Raw genomic sequence first — 18,477 nt, 5'->3', positions numbered from 1 at the left:
CCCATGTGAGAGTAGGACATCGCCAGGCTCTCATTGCTTATCTTGTTGATAGCTCGATGCTTTTGATATCTGCGATGCTCATGTATTGGCATACACTGCGCGTCTCGATTCAAAATCCTCATCGCATCAAACAAGATAATCTAATTAGCGCTTAGTATTAGGCTTTAGTTAGCAAATATTTAATCATCAAAGCGGATATGCGTAAGACTTTGATGAGACAGAATTGGTGCGGAGTGGTAGTTCAGTTGGTTAGAATACCGGCCTGTCACGCCGGGGGTCGCGGGTTCGAGTCCCGTCCACTCCGCCACTACTTATAGGGGTATAGCTCCAACTGGCAGAGCAGCGGATTCCAAATCCGCGTGTTGGGGGTTCGAATCCCTCTACCCCTGCCACCTAAAAAGCACCGACTTATGTCGGTGCTTTTTTTTATACAAGTATCACTCGATACGCTGGCTTATTGGTGGTTTTGGTGTTTATGAGTAAGAACACTTATTAGTCGTTTTTGGCGACGAATTGGCTTGGCCCAGTCGTATTAGGCTGATGACTAAAACAGAGTTCATAAGTGAAGGCGGTGGTATGCTTGGTGTCTTCTCCGCTTGTATGTTTATATTCCACTTCAACAATCACTCGTTGGTAGCCCGCGCCTTCAAATTGATCGATCTGCGCTAATCTCGTTGAAAGATCGTCAGCTTTAAATAACCAGCCTTTTACTCTGTCCTTTGCGTTATCACTTAACTCGATCCCTGGGTGCCCTGCTGCCGATCCCCAGCCACGGTCGGTGCGTATTGCTTGTATGCTGGCTTTGTGCCAGCTCCCTTTCATATCAGCGAGCAGGTGGTGGTTATCTTCGTTTGGACAAAGAGTACCGTAAACAAATAGATTATTGAGCATAGGCGTCGCTCCATGAATACACCTTGTTATCATTGCTTTTCTATCCTATCTCTGACATCAAGTGTGCGGCAAGTGATAAGGTGTGTTTATCACTTGTATTTAGGCATTAACGATCGCAAAATCGGCGCCCGATGTAGGGGCAACCTATACTTTCAGTGGTGAGCTTTATGGTGGTAATTAAGTCATGAAACGACGTATTGGCAAGGTAGTGGCCTGGGGAAGCGCCATTTTAGTCCCAACGGCCATAGTGGGTGTCAATGGTTACTTTACTGTCCCCGATGGGTCACAGTTACACACTGTCTCTGGTATTTATCGCCAATGTGTTGATTATACCCATTCATTACCGCTGGATGAACAAGGCCATTTCTCTTTGCTGGTTTGGAACATTTACAAACAGCAGCGGCCACAATGGGATACAGCATTGACGCAGTATCGAGATCCGCATCGTCTTATGCTATTACAGGAAGCGAGTTTTGGTCCTCAACTCGCGCGCTGGATTACACAGTCATCACTTCATTATGATCAAGCCTATGCGTTTGCGATGCAAGATGCGGTCGCTGGGGTTATGAATCTTTCTCAGGTTAATCCTCTCCATAGCTGCGCTTATACAGCGGTAGAGCCCTATTTACGCTTGCCCAAAAGTGCACTGTACAGTGAGTATCAGCTTTCCAATGGTCAGCGACTGGCTGTGGTCAATATTCATAGCATTAACTTCACTTACGCGATGGCGGCTTATAAAAAGCAATTAGCAGCGCTTGAGCAAGCCTTGTTACGTGTTGATGGACCGATTATCTTGGCAGGGGATTTTAATACGTGGTCGCAACGGCGATTAGAAGCAGTCAGAGCGATGGTGTCGCGTTTGTCTTTACAAGAAATGCATTTTCAACCGGACCAGCGGATGACTAAGTTTGGGCTGCCTTTGGATCATATATTCTATCGCGGATTGACCGTGGAGCAGGCCAGTGCGATTGATAATGGTGCCTCCGATCATGCGGCGATGGAGGCACAACTTAAGGTGCTAGGGTGAGCGCTCGTCGCGTGTGATGCATTAACCCACAGCCGTAATGGATTAACTCACAGCAATGATGATCGCCCAGCCACCGAAAACAGCTACCCAGGGGAGAGTGGCGACAACAATGGCTTTACCTTGATTTAATGGTGTCCAGGTACCAATAGCGGTAATACTGAGGACCCAGTACCATGGTAGTAGCAAGGGTAAACTGGCTGCCCAGGCTGTCCAGGGTGATGTCAGCGGTAGCTTGAGCAGGCCATTCAGACTATTGAGATCAGCATGAGCCGGAAGGATAAAGCTCGGTGCGAGTGTCATATTGGTATAGCTTGCTAAATCACCAATGACTGCCGGCAGGAAAATAAAGCAGGATGCCGCTAACCAGTGACGATAGCCAAAGTTAGGCGCCTCTTGCTTGGTGGATAACCGGAACCAAAGGGCTAAGGCAAAAATCACCGCGGCACGACCAAACCAATCTCCCAATACTTCAGAGGCTAAGAGTGTTTCTCGTTGTAACCACTTTTCCGCTTCTGCTTGAGGCATGGATAGCTGTTGAGCCAGTGCTTGCTGAAGGGTTGATACATCCGTGTGATCAAAATAAGCACTCCAAAATGCAATCGCGCTCAAGCACATTAATAAATAAGCAACCCAGCCCCACGCTGGTCGTTGACTTAGTGCGGCGAAACACGCACTTGGTCGGAGTACGGTGTCACGTAAGGCATAAAATGGATTGGTTGAGGCTTGCATCATGAGCCACTACTCCGTGAAATATCAATATGAAGTGTCAACTGTTGTCCCGGTTGGATATATGCGTTCTGGCGCAGTTGGTTCCATTTGATTAAATCTGACACGGATACCTTATATCGATGTGCAATCGTGCTCAGTGAATCACCTTGGCGAATACGGTAGGTGATTGTGCGAATACGTTGTGCATTGTTTTCTTTATCCCACACAACGAGCTGTTGACCAATGCTTAAGGTGTCGCGAGGACTCATGCCGTTCCACTTCGCGAGTTGGCGATAATCCACGTCATAACGACGCGCAATCGTCCAAAAACTATCTCCCTGACGTACTGTGTGAGTACGCTTATAACCATCACGCTCGGCAGCCTGCAAGGCGGCCAACCGTTGAGGAGCACTTAGCGTGTATTGAGACTCATCTTTGAGCGATACCGGGATCATTAAGCGTTGACCCACACGAATGCGTGATGAGCGTAACTGATTCGCGCGTTTGAGTACTTTTACCGTGGTATTATACTGGTCTGCTATCTCACTTAGGCTATCGCCCGACTTAACCGCATAGCGTTCGACACGAAGCCCCTGATTCTCATTTTTCGCGAGCTCGGTATTGAAGCGCGCCACCTTATCATTCGGCAGTAAAAGGTGAGTTGGGCCCGATGGAGATGTTGCCCAGTGGTTATAGGCTGGGTTAAGGCTTTGCAGTTCTGACACAGTCAAACCGGCATAGTTAGCCGCTAACGCGAGATCCATTTGCATACCCGGATCGACCATGGTTAACACTGGTTGGTTAGGGATTTCAGGGAGATCTAAACCGTATTTGTTTTTATTGCGCAGCACGTCACCCAGTGCGATGAGTTTGGGCACATAACTGCTGGTCTCTTTAGGAAGGTCAAGGTGCCAGAAATCGGTCGGTTTTCCGCGCTGCTCGTTACGTCGGATCGCTCTTGATACGCGCCCTTCGCCGGAATTGTACGCCGCGATTGCGTGTAACCAGTTGCCATCAAACATGCCGTGCAAGTACTCGAGGTAATCAAGTGCGGCATCGGTTGATTGGGCCACATCACGTCGGCCGTCATACCACCAGTTTTGTTCTAAGCCAAAGCGTCGCCCCGTAGCAGGAACAAACTGCCATAAGCCCGCGGCTCTACCATGAGAATAGGCAAACTGATCAAACGAGCTTTCAACAACAGGCAGCAGTGCCAGCTCGAGTGGCATATTACGATCTTCTACTTTTTCAACAATAAGGTGTAAAAAGGGCGTCGCGCGCTCAGTCACGGTTGCGAGGTGATTAGGGTAGTTTAAATACCAATTTCGATACCGCCTCACCGATGCATTATTTGGGACAGGCAAGGAAAGTTGCATACTGATCCGCTGCCAAACATCCTCTTGTTTTTGCGGTGAGAGTACCGTGGGTTGGTTAGGTACCGCTTTCTTTGGTGTTACTGCGGTCTCTGTGGGCGCAGATGAAGCCTTCTGGGCCGCAATAGGAGGCGCTTTGTGGGCGATATTATCCGTGTCTTGAGCGTCACCCGTTGACTGACAGCCGCTCAGCAACAGTGTGCTCAAAAAAACTAAACGGTACTTCATGGCATAAAAACCTTCGTCCAAAATAGCCGATGATGATAGGGGCTGGTCTCACTGATGACAAGAGACTCAGCTCAAAATTCGTCCTTCCACTGACGTAAGGCGCGGAAAACTTCTAATTCAGTGTTATCTTGCGCACGCCCGCTGACCGCTTGAATCACGCTTGGCTCATGAATGCGCAAAAACGGATTGATACGTTTTTCGCGTCCAATGGTGCTCGGTAGTGTTTGTTTTTCCTGAGCGCGTAAGCGGTTGACTTCTTCGCGATACAAATGGAGATCATCGTTTTCAGGTTCGACAGTGAGTGCGAAGGCAACATTGGCAGCGGTATACTCGTGGGCGCAATAGACCTCTGTTTCAATCGGTAAGGAGGCTAGCTTCTTAAGCGAATTTAGCGCTTGTGCTGCGGTGCCCCCAAGCAAGCGGCCACAGCCAGCAGAGAATAGCGCATCACCACAAAACAGCTTCCCATCGCCAACAAAAGCGATGTGATCATCAGTATGTCCTTCAACACCGACCACTAAAAATCGATGATCGAAAACATCAATCTGATCGCCATCTCCCACTGCCATACTTAAGCGCGGGATAGGTTTGATCTCCGGTCCGATAACTTGGGCGCTGGGTGCGAAACGGACAAGCTCCTCAATACCATTCGTATGATCCCAGTGGTGATGTGTGATAAGAATACAAGACAGTGTCAACGTATTTGCTTTGAGATAGTCAATAACCTGACTTGCTTCACCGGGATCGACCACGGCGCATCGATTATCTTCACTAATAATGAGCCATATGTAATTATCGTTAAATGCAGGTATGCTTTTGACGTGAAGCATTGGGTTCTCCAGCGATAGAATGAGCCTTAATAATGAAACCAGCGCGCATTGAACATCAGTTTGACTATCCCTATACATGGGACCAGGTTGCCTACGGTGATTGGGCGCGCACCCAATTGCAAACCCGGCTGGATGAGTGCCTGCCTACTTTATTCGGCTACCATTTGCTTAAATTAGGTGGATTAAGCTGCGAGCTAGTCAGTGAACAGTGTAACATTCAACACCAAGTCTGTGTCGATAAACACAATCCGATGCGTAACCTCACGGCTGCCCACTATGCCTTACCGTTTATCCAAAAGTCCTTTGATGTCTGTTTACTCGCACACCAACTTGATTATAGCGACGACCCGCACCGATTACTAAGAGAGGTCGATCGCGTGATGATTGACGATGGTTGTTTGATTCTTTCTGGCGTTAATCCAACCAGTCTCCTGGGGATGAAAAAGCTGATTAGAGGTCGACATCAGCGCCTACCTTGGGGAGGACGAATGTTTTCACCGCTGCGCGTCAAAGATTGGTTAAGTGTCATGAACTATGAAATCATTGCCGCACATCAAATGGGTCTATGGCCAACACAACGCCCCAACGCTCGCCATGCGTGGGTTGAAAGTAGCGCCAGTATGATAACGCCCGCGTTAGGATCTATTTATCTTATTATGGCGCGCAAACGCAGTTATCCACTTAAACCGATTAAGCCCCGTTGGAAACTAAAGCAAGCGGTATCGCCGCTAGGGGGAGTTGTACCTAACGGCGGTTAGCGCACCATGCTTTTATGCGGGAGGCTGATAGCCTTCATCTGTTTCGGTTGGTTGGTTAGCGGCTTGACGTGCGAGCTCATCACAACGTTCATTTTCAGGGTGACCGGCGTGGCCTTTTACCCAGTTCCACGTGATCTGGTGGTTGGCTGCCACCTGATCTAATTGCTGCCACAGGTCGGCATTTTTAACCGGCTTCTTATCCGCCGTTTTCCACTGGCGCTTTTTCCAGTTATGGATCCACTGGGTAATTCCTTGGCGAACGTATTGGCTGTCCGTGGTCAGAACCACTTCGCAGGAATCTTTTAACGCTTGTAACCCGACAATCGCGGCCATCAACTCCATGCGGTTGTTGGTGGTGAGGGTAAACCCAACACTCAGCGTTTTTTCATGCTGCTTATAGCGCATTACCACACCATACCCCCCAGGACCTGGGTTACCGAGGCATGAACCATCTGTGAAAATTTCTACCTGCTTGGTCATCTTTGATACTATAGGCTATTCATCTGAGCCAAGTTTGACACAGTTATTGCCATGAAAGCGAATTACGATCGTCTCATCGTGTTAGATACCGAAACCACAGGTATGAACCGCGAAGGTGGGCCTCACTACCGAGGTCACAATATTATAGAAATCGGTGCCGTTGAGATTATCAATCGCAAACTCACCGGTCGGCACTTTCATGCCTATATCAAACCCACGCGCGCGATCGACCCTGAAGCGATTTCAGTGCATGGTATTACTGATGCATTTTTAGCAGATAAGCCTGCCTATACGCACGTGCATCAGGCCTTCGTCGACTTTATTCAAGGTGCTGAGTTGATTGCTCATAATGCGCCCTTTGATGTGGGGTTTATGGACCATGAGTTTAAAAACCTCGGGGTATCGGTGCGAACCAATGAGATTTGCACAGTCACAGATACCTTGGCAATGGCGAAGAAAATCTTCCCAGGCAAACGTAATAACTTGGATGTATTGTGTGATCGCTATGGCATTGATAACTCAAGGCGCACATTACACGGGGCTTTACTGGATGCGGAGATACTAGCTGACGTCTATCTGTTAATGACGGGTGGACAAACAGATTTATCCTTTAATGCAGGGACCGATACTGATAATGCAAGCCCAATGGCGCCGAGAACGGTTAAGCGTCAGAAATCGCTAAAGGTCATCCCTGCATCGGCCGATGAAATGAGTGCGCATGAAGCGCGGTTAGACTTTATTGAACAAAACGGCAGCTGTCTTTGGCGGCAGTAGGAGCAGGCATGAGAAAGCGGTGGTGGGCAGTTTGTTTTTGTTTCCCTTTATTGGCACACGCCAACGAGCAAGAAATCCGGCTGCTGGAAAACCGCTTTCGCGTTGACCCCACGATTGAGCGTGCTGCGTTTGTCATTTATCGAGAAAAACCCAGCATGCCCGTGGTCTTGGTTCGGCCTGACGGAAGCAAATATTATGCATGGCGGCATCCCGATAATGTCTCTTGGCATCAAGAGGCTGATATGGACATTGTATCGATTAGCGATCCGATGCCCGGGCCGTGGCAAGCCATTGGTCGCGTTAGCCCTGATAACAAAGTGAAAGTGCTGAGCGACTTGCGCATGAAAGTGGAAGATTTGCCCAGTCGGCTTTATCAAGGTGAAGCGATTAAATTCACCGCACGATTAATGTTAGGTGATGACCCCCTTAATCTGCGAGACTTTATTCGGCGTGTGGATCTCACCGTTAGTTTTTCTGAGTTTGTTGACGATCCTGCCTCGCTTAATCCTGACCAACGTCCTCAGCCAAAATCACTCGGCCAGTTTAGTGATGATGGAACAGGGCTGGATGAAGCGCCTAATGATGGGATCTTTACTGTTTCGCTTCCTATTGATGTGATGCCAGGTAAGTATCGAGCACGTGTGACATCGGGAAATGGGATCTTCTTTCGTACCCTTGAGCAAGAAGTCCTCGTTTACCCGACGCCACTCATGGCGACTTTTAAGCAAAGCCAAATAGATGATGAGCCGCATCAGTTAACTATCCAAATGGAACAAGCTAGCATTGAGCCCGGCAGCGTGTCTGTTCATGCCAAGTTTACTGATACCGAAGGCAAGACAACGGTTTATCAAAAACATAGTGAGGAAAAGTCAGAGACACTCTCGCTCGATATTCCCTATGCGAGTACGCCTGGGCAATATAAATGGCGCTCAACACTATATGCGACAGACCAATTGTCGGGTCGCTCCCTGGTTTTCCCCTTACCAGAGCAAACTTTTGCTGTTACAGATTACGAAGCGCTAGAACAAGCTGAAGCAGAGCGCGAAGCGCGTGAGCAGGCAATGATGGAGGCCGCCGAGGCACGGAGACGAGAAAGAGAGCAGGCTGAAGCACGTACAACGTCTCTCATTATTATTGGCTTAGGTAATTTGCTTGTCATCTTGATTGGCGCCGCAACCTGGTTTGTGCTGAAAAAGCGTAAAGCACGAAAATTAGCTGAAGCCGCGCAAGAGCTTGAAGCTCCGCCACCAGATAAAGACGCGGAGTCAAAGGAGGCAAGTGAAGAGACGGATGAGCTGGATATCGATGGATCGAATAAAAATGTTTAACCGTGGCGAATGATAAAATTTAGCCGTGGTTAATGATAAAAAAAGAGAGGGAAATCCCTCTCTTTTAGTGGTGCGCTCAAAATACAGTGCGGTTATGCCGCATTATGCATCTTGTTTTCTTTGACTGACGCGGCAGGTAACTCTGCAGGATCAAAGTCATCGACATTGATTGTTTCGAGTCGACCTTGCTCGGCTTCTCGCAGTAAGTCGGCTTCTTGCTCGGAAATGACGCCAGCGTGTAACCCTTTATCGGCTACTTGATCCAGGAACATGAACGGCAACTTCTCGCCAAGACCGTCACAGACCTTCTTATGGATAGGCTCAGCCTTGAGGATGTCATGCAACGCTTTCTCGATATTGCCGATCGCATTGCCTGGCTCAAAGAATTGGCCACGACCAATCCGGTCACGCGTCGCACTAGGTGATTGTAAAATCACTGCCAATTTACCATCCAGACGATCACCCGGCTGGCGGCGTCCTCTACCAAGAGGGAACACCAAGGCTCTTACTAACCCGGCAATCACACGATTCGGGAAGTTTGCGAGGAAACCATCCAATGCTTGCTCTGTTTGGTACATCGCGTCTTGCATGCCCCAATGAACTAAAGGAAGATCCTCGGTCTGGTAGCCTTCGTCAGCGTAACGCTTCATGGTCGCAGATGCTAAGTAGAGCTGGCTAAGCACATCCCCCAAGCGCGCTGATAAGCGCTCTTTACGTTTCAGGTTACCGCCCAATACCGCCATAGAGACATCAGCAAGCAGTGCCAGCGCAGAGCTATAGCGATTCATCTGCTGGTAGTAACGACGTGTCGCGTCTTTGCGTGGTGCTTTCGAGAAACGTCCATCGGTTAAACCAAGCCAAAGGGTGCGAGCAACATTGCTAAATACAAAGCCGACGTGACCGAACAGTGCTTTGTCAAATGCTGCAAGTGCCGCTTGCTGATCGCTATTCTCGCTCGCACGAATCTCATCCAAGACAAATGGGTGACAACGAATCGCCCCCTGGCCAAAGATAATCATTGAGCGGGTCAGAATATTCGCACCTTCCACGGTGATAGCAATCGGTGAGCCCTGGTAATTCCGGCCCAAATAGTTTTTCGGCCCTAAACAGATGCCTTTACCACCAATAACATCCATCGCATCAATGACGCTCTGCTGGCTACGGTGAGTACAGTGATATTTGACGATTGCCGAGATAACAGAGGGTTTTTCGCCTGCATCAATCCCTGTCACGGTCAACGCACTCGCGGCATCCATAACATAGGCATTACCCGCGATGCGAGCCAGCGGCTCTTCGATCCCTTCCATTTTGCCAATTGGCAATTTGAACTGACGACGAATACGTGCGTAAGCGCCGGTTGCAAGTGCAGCCGATTTAAGCCCACCCGTGGTATTTGAAGGCAGCGTGATACCGCGACCAATAGACAGGCACTCCATCAACATGCGCCAGCCTTGGCCGGCCATTTTTTGCCCGCCAATAATAAAGTCCATCGGAACAAAGACTTCGTTACCTTGAGTCGGGCCATTTTGGAAAGGCACGTTCAATGGGAAATGGCGGCGACCAATTTGCACACCTTCCATCTCGGTTGGGATCAATGCGCAAGTGATGCCGAGCTCGTCTTGATCACCGAGTAAATGATCGGGGTCGCGTAGCTTAAATGCCAAGCCTAAGACAGTCGCTACCGGTGCAAGCGTGATATAGCGTTTGTTCCAGGTGATTTTCATTCCCAGGACTTCTTCACCGTTCCAAACGCCTTTGGTCACTACGCCGTAGTCTGGAATAGAGCCCGCATCCGAACCGGCTTCTGGGCTGGTTAATGCAAAACAAGGGATCTCCTTACCCTGGGCAAGGCGAGGGAGGTAGTGGTCTTTCTGATCCTCGGTACCATAATGCTGAAGTAGTTCACCAGGGCCGAGCGAGTTAGGAACACCCACGGTTGACGACAGTACACCAGAAACCCCCGACAGTTTTTGCAGCACTAAAGACTGTGCATATGCGGAAAACTCTAAGCCACCATATTGTTTTTTGATGATCATGGCGAAGAACTTATTGTCCTTCAGATACTGCCACACCTCTTCGGGAAGATCGGCAAGCTCGTGCGTGACCTGGTAGTCATCAACCATGCGACAGACCTCATTGACAGGTCCATCGAGGAAGGCTTGTTCTTCAGCACTAAGTGTGGGGGCCGGAATATCATGCAATTTGTTCCAATCCGGGGCGCCGCGGAATAAATCGGCTTCCCACCAGACGGTGCCTGCGTCGATCGCTTCTTTCTCCGTTGCTGACATTTCTGGCATCACGGATTTAAAAGCTTTAAATGCAGGCTTACTCAGCCAATTGCGACGAAATGTCACAATATTTAGTGGTAGAGCAATGACGGCAAAAATTAACCAAGTAATTTGCCCCACACTCCCTATGACTGTCCCTACAACTAATCCGGCTGCCAGTACGGCAGTCGATACCAGCAACTTAGCACGATGGTATGCGAGTACGCCGGCCAGTATTAGCATGGCGACGATATATAACCCTGTTGCCATCACGTCATCTCCTTCGGTTTAATTAGGCTCTTACGCGTCGTGGTAAGAGGTCGTACCACTCAATGTAACCAAAAAATTAAATAATTGTAAAATCATACGGTGTGACCTGGCCTGCAAGGTCAGAAAATCTTCACTGCAGTTATTGCACAAATGGAAAGATAGGTTGCCATTCAAGCAAACGTGACCGAGCTCGCTTGCTGGATGATAACGGTAGTCGACAGCCCTAAAACGATACGGGTACACTGACAGTTGAACTGACTGATGCCTAACGGGCGTGATATTTGTTAACAGTGGGAAGGTGCCATGTACCAAGATCTTATTCGCGGTGAGCTTTCAGAAGCAGCCGATGTGTTAACCGCATTTTTGAGTGATGATAATAACATCCAGCAGATTGAAAAAGCGGCGACACTCCTTGCTGATAGTTTTAAGGCCAGCGGCAAGGTGTTGTCTTGTGGTAATGGTGGCTCACATTGTGATGCGATGCATTTTGCTGAAGAACTCACCGGGCGTTACCGCGAAAACCGTCCAGGCTACCCGGCGATTGCCATTTCCGATCCGAGTCATATTTCCTGTGTCTCCAACGACTTTGGCTACGAGTATGTTTTCTCCCGTTATGTTGAAGCCGTGGGTATGAAGGGGGACGTTCTGTTTGGCCTATCGACCTCGGGGAATTCAGGAAACATCTTAAACGCGATGGAAGCGGCTCAGAAAAAGGGCATGAAAACAATCATGCTAACGGGAAAAGATGGCGGCAAAATGGCCGGGCTAGCGGACATCGAAATTCGGGTTCCACACTTTGGTTATGCTGATCGCATTCAAGAAGTTCATATCAAAATTATCCATATTCTGATCCAATTGGTGGAAAAGGAAATGGCAGCATAATTCGCAGAGGTAGACGAAAGAATGTGTGAGTTGCTTGGCATGAGTGCCAACGTCCCTACGGATATCTGTTTTAGTTTTACCGGCTTAATTCAACGGGGCGGAAAAACAGGTCCGCATCGTGATGGTTGGGGGATTACTTTTTATGAGGGTAAAGGATTTCGTACCTTTAAAGATCCGGCCCCCAGCAGTCAATCTAAAGTCGCGGAGCTTGTAACCAGTTATCCGATCAAAAGCTGTTCGGTCGTTAGTCATATTCGTCAAGCGAACCGAGGCGGCGTGAGCTTGGAAAACACACATCCTTTTACGCGAGAAATTTGGGGACGCCATTGGACCTTTGCCCATAATGGCCAACTCTCTGGGTTTGAAAGTCTCGAGACGGGACATTTCAAACCCGTGGGAGAGACCGATAGTGAAAAGGCCTTTTGTTGGTTGTTAAACGAGCTGTTTAAGCATTATCCAAAGCAACCGGACAACATGTGTGAGGTGTTTGATTTTATTGCTTCACGCTGTGACCGACTGCGCGCGCTTGGCGTATATAACATGCTGTTTAGCGATGGCGATTATGTGATGGCGTATTGCACCAATAATCTGCATTGGATTACGCGTCGTGCGCCATTTGGTCGAGCGAGTTTGATCGATCAAGAAATGACAGTTGATTTTCACGAGCAGACAACGCCGGATGATATTGTTTCAGTGATTGCGACGCAGCCGCTGACCAACAATGAGAGCTGGCATAAGATGCAAGAAGGGGAGTACTGCGTGTTCCACTTTGGCGAGGTCTATTGCTCGAACCAAGCGAGCGTCGCCACATCATGATCGAACAGGCGCCGAGGCGCCTGTTCATCGCAATGCCGGTCAATCGTCAGCTGCATGGCCTGAAGGACCGAGTGGCTGATTGTCCAACCAAGCTTTCCCAGCTTCCATTTTAAGCCGTCCATCAATAAACCATTTAACCACTAATGGATAGATTCGGTGTTCTTGTTGTTGAACACGGGCGGCGACGGAATCAATCTCATCATCGGCAAAGATAGGGACGCGAGCTTGTAATATCACAGGCCCACCATCAAGTTCTTCCGTGACAAAATGTACCGACGTCCCATGCTCTTTGTCGCCAGCATCAATCGCGCGCTGGTGGGTATGTAGTCCCGTGTATTTAGGGAGCAGTGATGGGTGAATATTCAGCATCCGCCCTGCGTAATGGCTGACAAAACCTGGGGTTAAAATACGCATAAAGCCAGCCAATACCACTAAGTCGGGTTGATGAACATCGATAGCCCGAACCAAAGCCGCGTCATAGTCTTCGCGGCTGGCATACGCTGTATTAGCAACGACCTGAGCGGGAATATCGGCTTGCTCGGCACGTGTTAGGCCATATACGTTTGCTTTATTGGCGATAACAGCAACGATGCGTGCCTGATGCCCCTGATGAAACTGATCAATGAGCGCTTGCAGGTTTGAGCCACTACCAGAAATTAACACAACAATGCGTTTCATTCTGTGAGCTCCACTTGCGCTTCATTAGCGTTTGCATGGGCAATATGACCCAGTTGCCAAGCGGTTTCTCCTGCTTCATTGAGTAAAGCTATTGCTTTCTCTGCTTCGGCTTGAGGTAGCGCAATGACCAAGCCAACACCACAGTTAAACGTACGTAGCATTTCGTAATCGCTGACATTGCCTTTTTCTTGCAGCCAGTTAAAAATTGCAGGCCACTGCCAGCTGTTATTGTCGATCACTGCTTTTGTCCCTGCAGGTAATACGCGGGGAATGTTCTCCCAAAAACCGCCACCTGTGATATGCGACACCGCGTGGATTGAGGTTTGTTCCTGCAGCGCTAAGACAGATTTGACGTAAATACGGGTCGGTGCCAACAAATGTTCGATAAGCGGCTGACCGGCCAATGGCGTGCTGAGATCCGCTTGGCTCACATCGAGGATTTTACGGATCAGGGAATAACCGTTTGAGTGCGGACCACTGGACGCAAGGCCAATCAGTGCATCGCCATTGCCGACATTGCTGCCATCAATCAGCGCCGACTTTTCCGCCACCCCGACACAAAAGCCAGCGACATCATAATCGTCGCCACTATACATTCCCGGCATTTCAGCGGTTTCGCCGCCGATCAAAGCACAGCCGGCTTGTTGGCAGCCGTGTGCGATTCCGGTCACGACATTGGCAGCGACGTCGACGTCGAGTTTTCCTGTGGCATAGTAATCAAGAAAAAATAACGGCTCTGCGCCTTGCACAATCAGATCGTTGACACACATCGCCACCAAATCGATGCCAATTGTGTCATGTTTGTTCGCGTCTAATGCAAGGCGTAGCTTGGTTCCAACGCCATCCGTACCAGACACCAGTACGGGCTCTTTGTATTTGGTTGGCAATGAACAAAGTGCACCAAAACCGCCTAGTCCTCCCATCACTTCGGGGCGATGTGTTTGTTTCACCACACCTTTAATACGATCGACCAGTGCGTTGCCGGCATCAATGTCGACACCTGCATCTTTATAGCTAAGAGATGATTGTTTACCGCTCACTGCAATTCCTCGCCGGAGTTGGAAATCAAAAGTCGGCGCTATTCTATCAGCGCATTCAGTGAAAGGAAAACGTTTGCGCGAGCAGTTTGGTGAGATTCTAAACGATATATCAAGCGCTATCTCTACGCTAGCAAATTACTTTCATGTATACTACCGAGAATTTGTTTTTTGTAAGGAGTCTAAGATGAAGGTCGTGGAAGTAAGGCACCCGTTAGTCAAACATAAAATCGGCTTGATGCGTGAACGTGATATCAGCACCAAGCGGTTTCGTGAGCTTGCCACCGAAGTAGGTAGCCTGTTGACTTATGAAGCCACCTCAGACTTCGATACAGAAAAAGTGACGATCGATGGCTGGGATGGCCCGGTTGATGTCGACCAAATTAAAGGTAAAAAAGTGACTGTGGTGCCTATCCTTCGTGCTGGACTCGGTATGATGGATGGTGTCTTAGAGCACGTTCCTGGCGCGCGGATCAGTGTCGTGGGTGTCTATCGTGACGAAGAAACCCTTGAACCTGTGCCTTATTTTCATAAGCTGGCGAGCAACATCGATGAGCGAATGGCCTTGGTCGTGGATCCGATGTTAGCAACCGGTGGCTCTATGATTGCGACGATCGATTTGTTGAAAGAGCAGGGCTGTCAGCAAATTAAGGTTTTGGTTTTGGTCTCAGCGCCTGAAGGGATCGAAGCACTGAAAAAAGCACATCCTGATGTGGAGCTTTATACTGCTGCCATTGATGAGAAGTTAGATGATAACGGCTATATTGTTCCTGGTTTGGGCGATGCTGGCGATAAGATTTTTGGCACTAAGTAACTAAGTAACTAGGTCATTAAGTAACCAAGCCATTAAGTCGTCAGAAGCCAAGTAGCCAGACGCCAAGTCATCAAATTAATCGTTTGGAAAAACAAAAAAACCGCTAAGTACTAGCGGTTTTTTTAGTTTCAGGGGCTTAGCTTAACCTAGCTTAGCGAGGTAGCGCCGGATTTGGGCTTCAATGCCGGTGCTGTCTAATTCGATATCGGCATGGATTTCTTGTTGTGTGCCTTGCGAAATAAAACGATCGGGTAAGCCTATTTGCAGGACGGGTTTCACCGTGCCTTGCGCCATCAATGTTTCAATGACGCCAGAGCCAGCGCCGCCCGCTACCGCATTCTCTTCCACGGTTACCAAGCAGTCATGGGCTTTTGCCATCTCCTCGATCAGTGTGTGATCAAGAGGCTTAGCAAAGCGCATATCGACAACCGTTGCATTGAGCGCTTCTGCCGCTTCTAATGCGCTTGGCAGCAAGGTACCAAAGTTAAGGATCGCGATGCACTCGCCTTGACGTTTGACCACACCCTTACCCACGGGGATAGCTTGCATTTTATCTTCAATAACAGCGCCCATCCCGCTGCCTCGTGGGTATCGCACTGCGGCGGGACCATCATGAGTATGACCGGTATACAGCATTTGACGGCATTCGTTTTCATCACTGGGCGTCATGACAACCAAATTTGGGATGCATCGTAAGTAACTTAAATCAAACGCACCTTGGTGAGTTTGACCGTCGGCGCCGACAATACCACCGCGATCAATCGCAAATAACACCGGAAGATTCATGATCGCGACATCATGAATGAGCTGATCATAAGCGCGTTGTAGAAAGGTCGAATAAATCGCGACCACCGGATGATAGGTTCCAATCGCCATACCCGCGGCAAGCGTTACCGAGTGTTGTTCCGCGATAGCGACATCAAAATATTTATCTGGGTGTGCCTTAGAAAAGCGGACCATGCCAGACCCTTCTCGCATGGCTGGCGTGATGGCTAACAATTTGTCATCTTGTTCGGCCATATCACAAAGCCAATCACCAAACACATTGGAAAAGCTGGGGCTGGAAGGCTTGGACTTAGGTAACGTATGCACGCTCGGATCAAACTTGGGGACAGCATGATAGCCAATCGGATCGTTTTCTGCCGGCGCGTAACCTTTGCCTTTTTTGGTCATCACATGTAAAAATTGCGGACCTTTTAGGTGGCGCATATTTTTAAGGGTTTTGACCAGCTCTTCGACATCGTGCCCATCAATCGGACCAATGTAATTAAAGCCTAACTCTTCAAACATGGTGCCAGGCACGACCATGCCTTTGAGGTGTTCTTCCGCACGACGTACCAATTCTTTAATCGGGGGGGCGCCGGAGAGCACTTTTTTGCCGCCTTCGCGAATGCTGGTATAGACATTGCCAGAAAGCAATTGCGCAAAATGATTATTCAAGGCGCCGACATTTTCTGAGATAGACATCTCATTGTCATTCAGTACGACCAACATATCGGGCTTCACATCCCCAGCGTGGTTCATGGCTTCAAAAGCCATCCCCGCGGTGATGGCGCCGTCGCCAATCACACTGACTACGCGCCGGTTTTGCCCTTCTTTTTCCGCGCAGATAGCCATCCCGAGAGCTGCGCTGATTGAGGTCGAAGAGTGCCCGACTGACAGCACATCGTAAGGGCTTTCTTCTCGCCAAGGGAAGGGGTGAAGGCCATCTTTTTTCCGGATCGTGGGCATCTGCTCCCGCCGTCCGGTTAAGATTTTGTGGGGGTAAGCTTGATGCCCTACATCCCAAACAAGATGGTCAAACGGCGTATTATAGACATAATGCAGCGCCACAGTGAGTTCCACCGTTCCCAGCCCTGAGGCAAAATGGCCGCTGGAATGGCTCACTGTGTTAAGTAAATAGGTACGTAACTCCTCGCACAACTGAGGCAAGTGGTCACGCGGTAAGGTGCGTAACTCTTCAGGCGTATCAGCAAGCGCGAGGGTTGGGTATTTTGATATATCCAATGTCATAATGGTTCGGCGCTTTTATTAATCATGCTAGTTGTTGCGCTCGATGATATATCGGGCAAAAACTTCCAGTTGCTCGGTATTGTAGGGGATCGCCTCCAAGGCGTGTAGTGCTTCTTGGTAAAGTTGCGCCGCTTTTTCTTGCGCGCCAGCCAGCCCCAGTAAAGCAGGGTAGGTGCTCTTCTCCGCATTCACATCGGAACCTTGAGGCTTTCCAAGCGTTTGCGTATCGCTGGTGATGTCCAAAATATCATCCTGAACTTGGAATGCGAGCCCGATAGCATCCGCAAATCGGTCTAACGATCCGAGGTGTTTCACCCCAGTCTCCCCAGCCGCATAGGCCCCCAATCGTACCGCCGCTTTAATGAGTGCACCGGTTTTATTACGATGAATTTGCTTCAAGGCATATAAATCAACGGCTCGGCCTTCTGCGGCTAAATCAAGTGATTGACCCAGACACATCCCGGATGCGCCGCTTGCATTGGCCAATACTTTCACCATATCGATACGGTATGGTTGGGCATTTGGATTGAGTTCACCTTCAGCAAGCACGGTAAAAGCCAGTGTTTGTAGCGCATCACCGGCGAGAATCGCCGTCGCTTCATCGAATGCAACATGACAAGTCGGCTGACCACGGCGCAAACTGTCGTTGTCCATCGCCGGTAAATCGTCATGGATTAATGAATAAGCATGAATACATTCTACTGCTACTGCGGGTGTGTCGAGCTGCGCAAGCGGTATACCGAAAAGTTGCCCCGTCGCATAGGTTAAAAACGGGCGAATCCGTTTTCCTCCCAATAACAAGCCATGGCGCATCGCTTGAATAAGAGGTTGTTCCTGATGGTCTAGGGTATAAAGCCAGGATTCAAGTTGTCGGTTACTTCGCGTTTGCGTCTCGCGCAGCGTATCTTTTGCAACAGTACTAGTCATCGTCTTGGGGGGAAAACTCAGTCAGTGGCCCATCGTCTTCTTGCGAAAGCAAGATCTCGACCCGTTGCTCGGCGTCCGCCAAGGTTTTTTGCCCTTGACGGGTTAAGGTGATACCACGCTCGAAGCGTTTCATTGCCGTATCAAGCGGCAGTTCGCCGGACTCTAACGCGCCAACGATACTGTCTAACTCTTTGAGCGTGTCCTCAAAGGTCATATTTTCTGGTTTCTTCACAGCCATGATGCCATAAAATTAGAAAAGAAAGGCTAGACGGTAACTCAGCGGTGAAAAGTGGTCAAACCGCAGAGGCCGATTTTGTGTTCTTACCCCAAGCGGTAAATGGCATGTTATCCTTATTAGTATTGACGGATTTACGCT

At 49.1% G+C, this 18,477-nt stretch carries 18 protein-coding genes and 2 tRNA genes; 9 read left to right on the top strand and 11 right to left on the bottom strand.

Annotation, left to right across the window (positions count from 1 at the left end; translation table 11 throughout):
* Nucleotides 1-230: 230 nt before the first annotated feature.
* Together BZG80_RS05090 and BZG80_RS05085 are read left to right on the top strand one after the other, a co-directional pair.
* Nucleotides 231-307: transfer RNA gene (locus BZG80_RS05090), tRNA-Asp, on the top strand.
* 8 nt (nucleotides 308-315) lie between these two features.
* A tRNA-Trp gene (locus BZG80_RS05085) sits at nucleotides 316-392 on the top strand.
* A gap of 100 nt (nucleotides 393-492) precedes the next feature.
* On the opposite strand, the gene BZG80_RS05080 is transcribed toward BZG80_RS05085, so the two are convergent.
* Nucleotides 493-891 carry a gamma-glutamylcyclotransferase family protein gene (locus BZG80_RS05080; RefSeq protein WP_158011527.1) on the bottom strand — a complete coding sequence of 133 codons (399 nt, stop codon included), beginning with the start codon at nucleotides 889-891 and terminating at the stop codon, nucleotides 493-495.
* 184 nt (nucleotides 892-1,075) lie between these two features.
* On the opposite strand from BZG80_RS05080, the gene BZG80_RS05075 reads away from it, so the two are divergent.
* Nucleotides 1,076-1,918, top strand: coding sequence for an endonuclease/exonuclease/phosphatase family protein (locus BZG80_RS05075; RefSeq protein WP_077461649.1), 843 nt, complete (start codon nucleotides 1,076-1,078; stop codon nucleotides 1,916-1,918).
* Nucleotides 1,919-1,960: 42 nt separating this feature from the next.
* Here the strand turns inward: BZG80_RS05075 and BZG80_RS05070 are convergent, their stop codons facing one another.
* From BZG80_RS05070 to gloB, 3 genes are all read right to left on the bottom strand, one after another.
* Nucleotides 1,961-2,650 (bottom strand): YIP1 family protein, encoded by a 690-nt coding sequence (locus BZG80_RS05070; RefSeq protein WP_021024168.1) that lies wholly within the window; start codon nucleotides 2,648-2,650, stop codon nucleotides 1,961-1,963.
* The gene (locus tag BZG80_RS05065; protein ID WP_108744101.1) at nucleotides 2,647-4,227 is read right to left on the bottom strand and encodes a lytic transglycosylase; all 1,581 of its coding nucleotides are present in this window, start codon (nucleotides 4,225-4,227) and stop codon (nucleotides 2,647-2,649) included. Before BZG80_RS05065 ends, BZG80_RS05070 begins: the two co-directional genes overlap by 4 nt.
* Nucleotides 4,228-4,298: 71 nt before the next feature.
* Entirely contained in the window at nucleotides 4,299-5,057 is a 759-nt protein-coding gene (gloB, locus tag BZG80_RS05060) for a hydroxyacylglutathione hydrolase (protein WP_077678875.1), read from the bottom strand.
* Nucleotides 5,058-5,089: 32 nt separating this feature from the next.
* Here gloB and BZG80_RS05055 point away from each other — a divergent pair, with 32 nt between their 5' ends.
* Nucleotides 5,090-5,815, top strand: coding sequence for a class I SAM-dependent methyltransferase (locus BZG80_RS05055; protein ID WP_077678874.1), 726 nt, complete (start codon nucleotides 5,090-5,092; stop codon nucleotides 5,813-5,815).
* Nucleotides 5,816-5,827: 12 nt separating this feature from the next.
* Here BZG80_RS05055 and rnhA read toward each other — a convergent pair whose 3' ends face one another.
* The gene (rnhA, locus tag BZG80_RS05050; protein ID WP_077678873.1) at nucleotides 5,828-6,295 is read right to left on the bottom strand and encodes a ribonuclease HI; all 468 of its coding nucleotides are present in this window, start codon (nucleotides 6,293-6,295) and stop codon (nucleotides 5,828-5,830) included.
* 51 nt (nucleotides 6,296-6,346) lie between these two features.
* On the opposite strand from rnhA, the gene dnaQ reads away from it, so the two are divergent.
* Nucleotides 6,347-7,069, top strand: a complete 723-nt coding sequence (dnaQ, locus tag BZG80_RS05045) for a DNA polymerase III subunit epsilon (protein ID WP_021024163.1) — start codon at nucleotides 6,347-6,349, stop codon at nucleotides 7,067-7,069.
* An 8-nt stretch (nucleotides 7,070-7,077) separates the two neighbouring features.
* On the top strand, nucleotides 7,078-8,397 hold the full coding sequence (locus tag BZG80_RS05040) for a TIGR03503 family protein (RefSeq protein ID WP_077678872.1): 1,320 nt from the start codon (nucleotides 7,078-7,080) through the stop codon (nucleotides 8,395-8,397).
* Nucleotides 8,398-8,489: 92 nt separating this feature from the next.
* Here BZG80_RS05040 and fadE read toward each other — a convergent pair whose 3' ends face one another.
* Nucleotides 8,490-10,934, bottom strand: coding sequence for an acyl-CoA dehydrogenase FadE (gene fadE / locus BZG80_RS05035; RefSeq protein WP_077678871.1), 2,445 nt, complete (start codon nucleotides 10,932-10,934; stop codon nucleotides 8,490-8,492).
* A gap of 303 nt (nucleotides 10,935-11,237) precedes the next feature.
* Here fadE and lpcA point away from each other — a divergent pair, with 303 nt between their 5' ends.
* Nucleotides 11,238-11,816 (top strand): D-sedoheptulose 7-phosphate isomerase, encoded by a 579-nt coding sequence (gene lpcA / locus BZG80_RS05030; RefSeq protein WP_021024160.1) that lies wholly within the window; start codon nucleotides 11,238-11,240, stop codon nucleotides 11,814-11,816.
* A gap of 21 nt (nucleotides 11,817-11,837) precedes the next feature.
* The gene (locus BZG80_RS05025; RefSeq protein ID WP_077461644.1) at nucleotides 11,838-12,632 is read left to right on the top strand and encodes a class II glutamine amidotransferase; all 795 of its coding nucleotides are present in this window, start codon (nucleotides 11,838-11,840) and stop codon (nucleotides 12,630-12,632) included.
* 39 nt (nucleotides 12,633-12,671) lie between these two features.
* Here the strand turns inward: BZG80_RS05025 and purN are convergent, their stop codons facing one another.
* Together purN and purM are read right to left on the bottom strand one after the other, a co-directional pair.
* Nucleotides 12,672-13,310, bottom strand: coding sequence for a phosphoribosylglycinamide formyltransferase (purN, locus tag BZG80_RS05020; protein ID WP_021024158.1), 639 nt, complete (start codon nucleotides 13,308-13,310; stop codon nucleotides 12,672-12,674).
* The gene (gene purM / locus BZG80_RS05015; RefSeq protein ID WP_077678870.1) at nucleotides 13,307-14,350 is read right to left on the bottom strand and encodes a phosphoribosylformylglycinamidine cyclo-ligase; all 1,044 of its coding nucleotides are present in this window, start codon (nucleotides 14,348-14,350) and stop codon (nucleotides 13,307-13,309) included. The genes purN and purM overlap by 4 nt, the downstream gene beginning before the upstream one ends.
* Before the next feature lie 184 nt (nucleotides 14,351-14,534).
* On the opposite strand from purM, the gene upp reads away from it, so the two are divergent.
* Nucleotides 14,535-15,161, top strand: coding sequence for a uracil phosphoribosyltransferase (upp, locus tag BZG80_RS05010; RefSeq protein ID WP_021024156.1), 627 nt, complete (start codon nucleotides 14,535-14,537; stop codon nucleotides 15,159-15,161).
* 141 nt (nucleotides 15,162-15,302) lie between these two features.
* Here the strand turns inward: upp and dxs are convergent, their stop codons facing one another.
* Genes dxs through xseB form a run of 3 tightly spaced genes read right to left on the bottom strand, consistent with a single transcriptional unit; the run spans nucleotide 15,303 to nucleotide 18,339 of the window.
* A complete protein-coding gene (gene dxs / locus BZG80_RS05005; protein WP_021024155.1) occupies nucleotides 15,303-17,174 on the bottom strand; it encodes a 1-deoxy-D-xylulose-5-phosphate synthase in 1,872 nt (623 codons plus the stop codon).
* 27 nt (nucleotides 17,175-17,201) lie between these two features.
* Nucleotides 17,202-18,101, bottom strand: coding sequence for a (2E,6E)-farnesyl diphosphate synthase (ispA, locus tag BZG80_RS05000; RefSeq protein ID WP_077661488.1), 900 nt, complete (start codon nucleotides 18,099-18,101; stop codon nucleotides 17,202-17,204).
* Nucleotides 18,094-18,339, bottom strand: a complete 246-nt coding sequence (gene xseB / locus BZG80_RS04995) for an exodeoxyribonuclease VII small subunit (protein WP_077461639.1) — start codon at nucleotides 18,337-18,339, stop codon at nucleotides 18,094-18,096. The genes ispA and xseB overlap by 8 nt, the downstream gene beginning before the upstream one ends.
* Nucleotides 18,340-18,477: the final 138 nt, after the last annotated feature.

This window comes from Salinivibrio sp. MA440 (assembly GCF_001996265.1).
Classification (GTDB): domain Bacteria; phylum Pseudomonadota; class Gammaproteobacteria; order Enterobacterales; family Vibrionaceae; genus Salinivibrio; species Salinivibrio costicola.
This window is presented reverse-complemented; position numbering and strand designations above follow the sequence as displayed.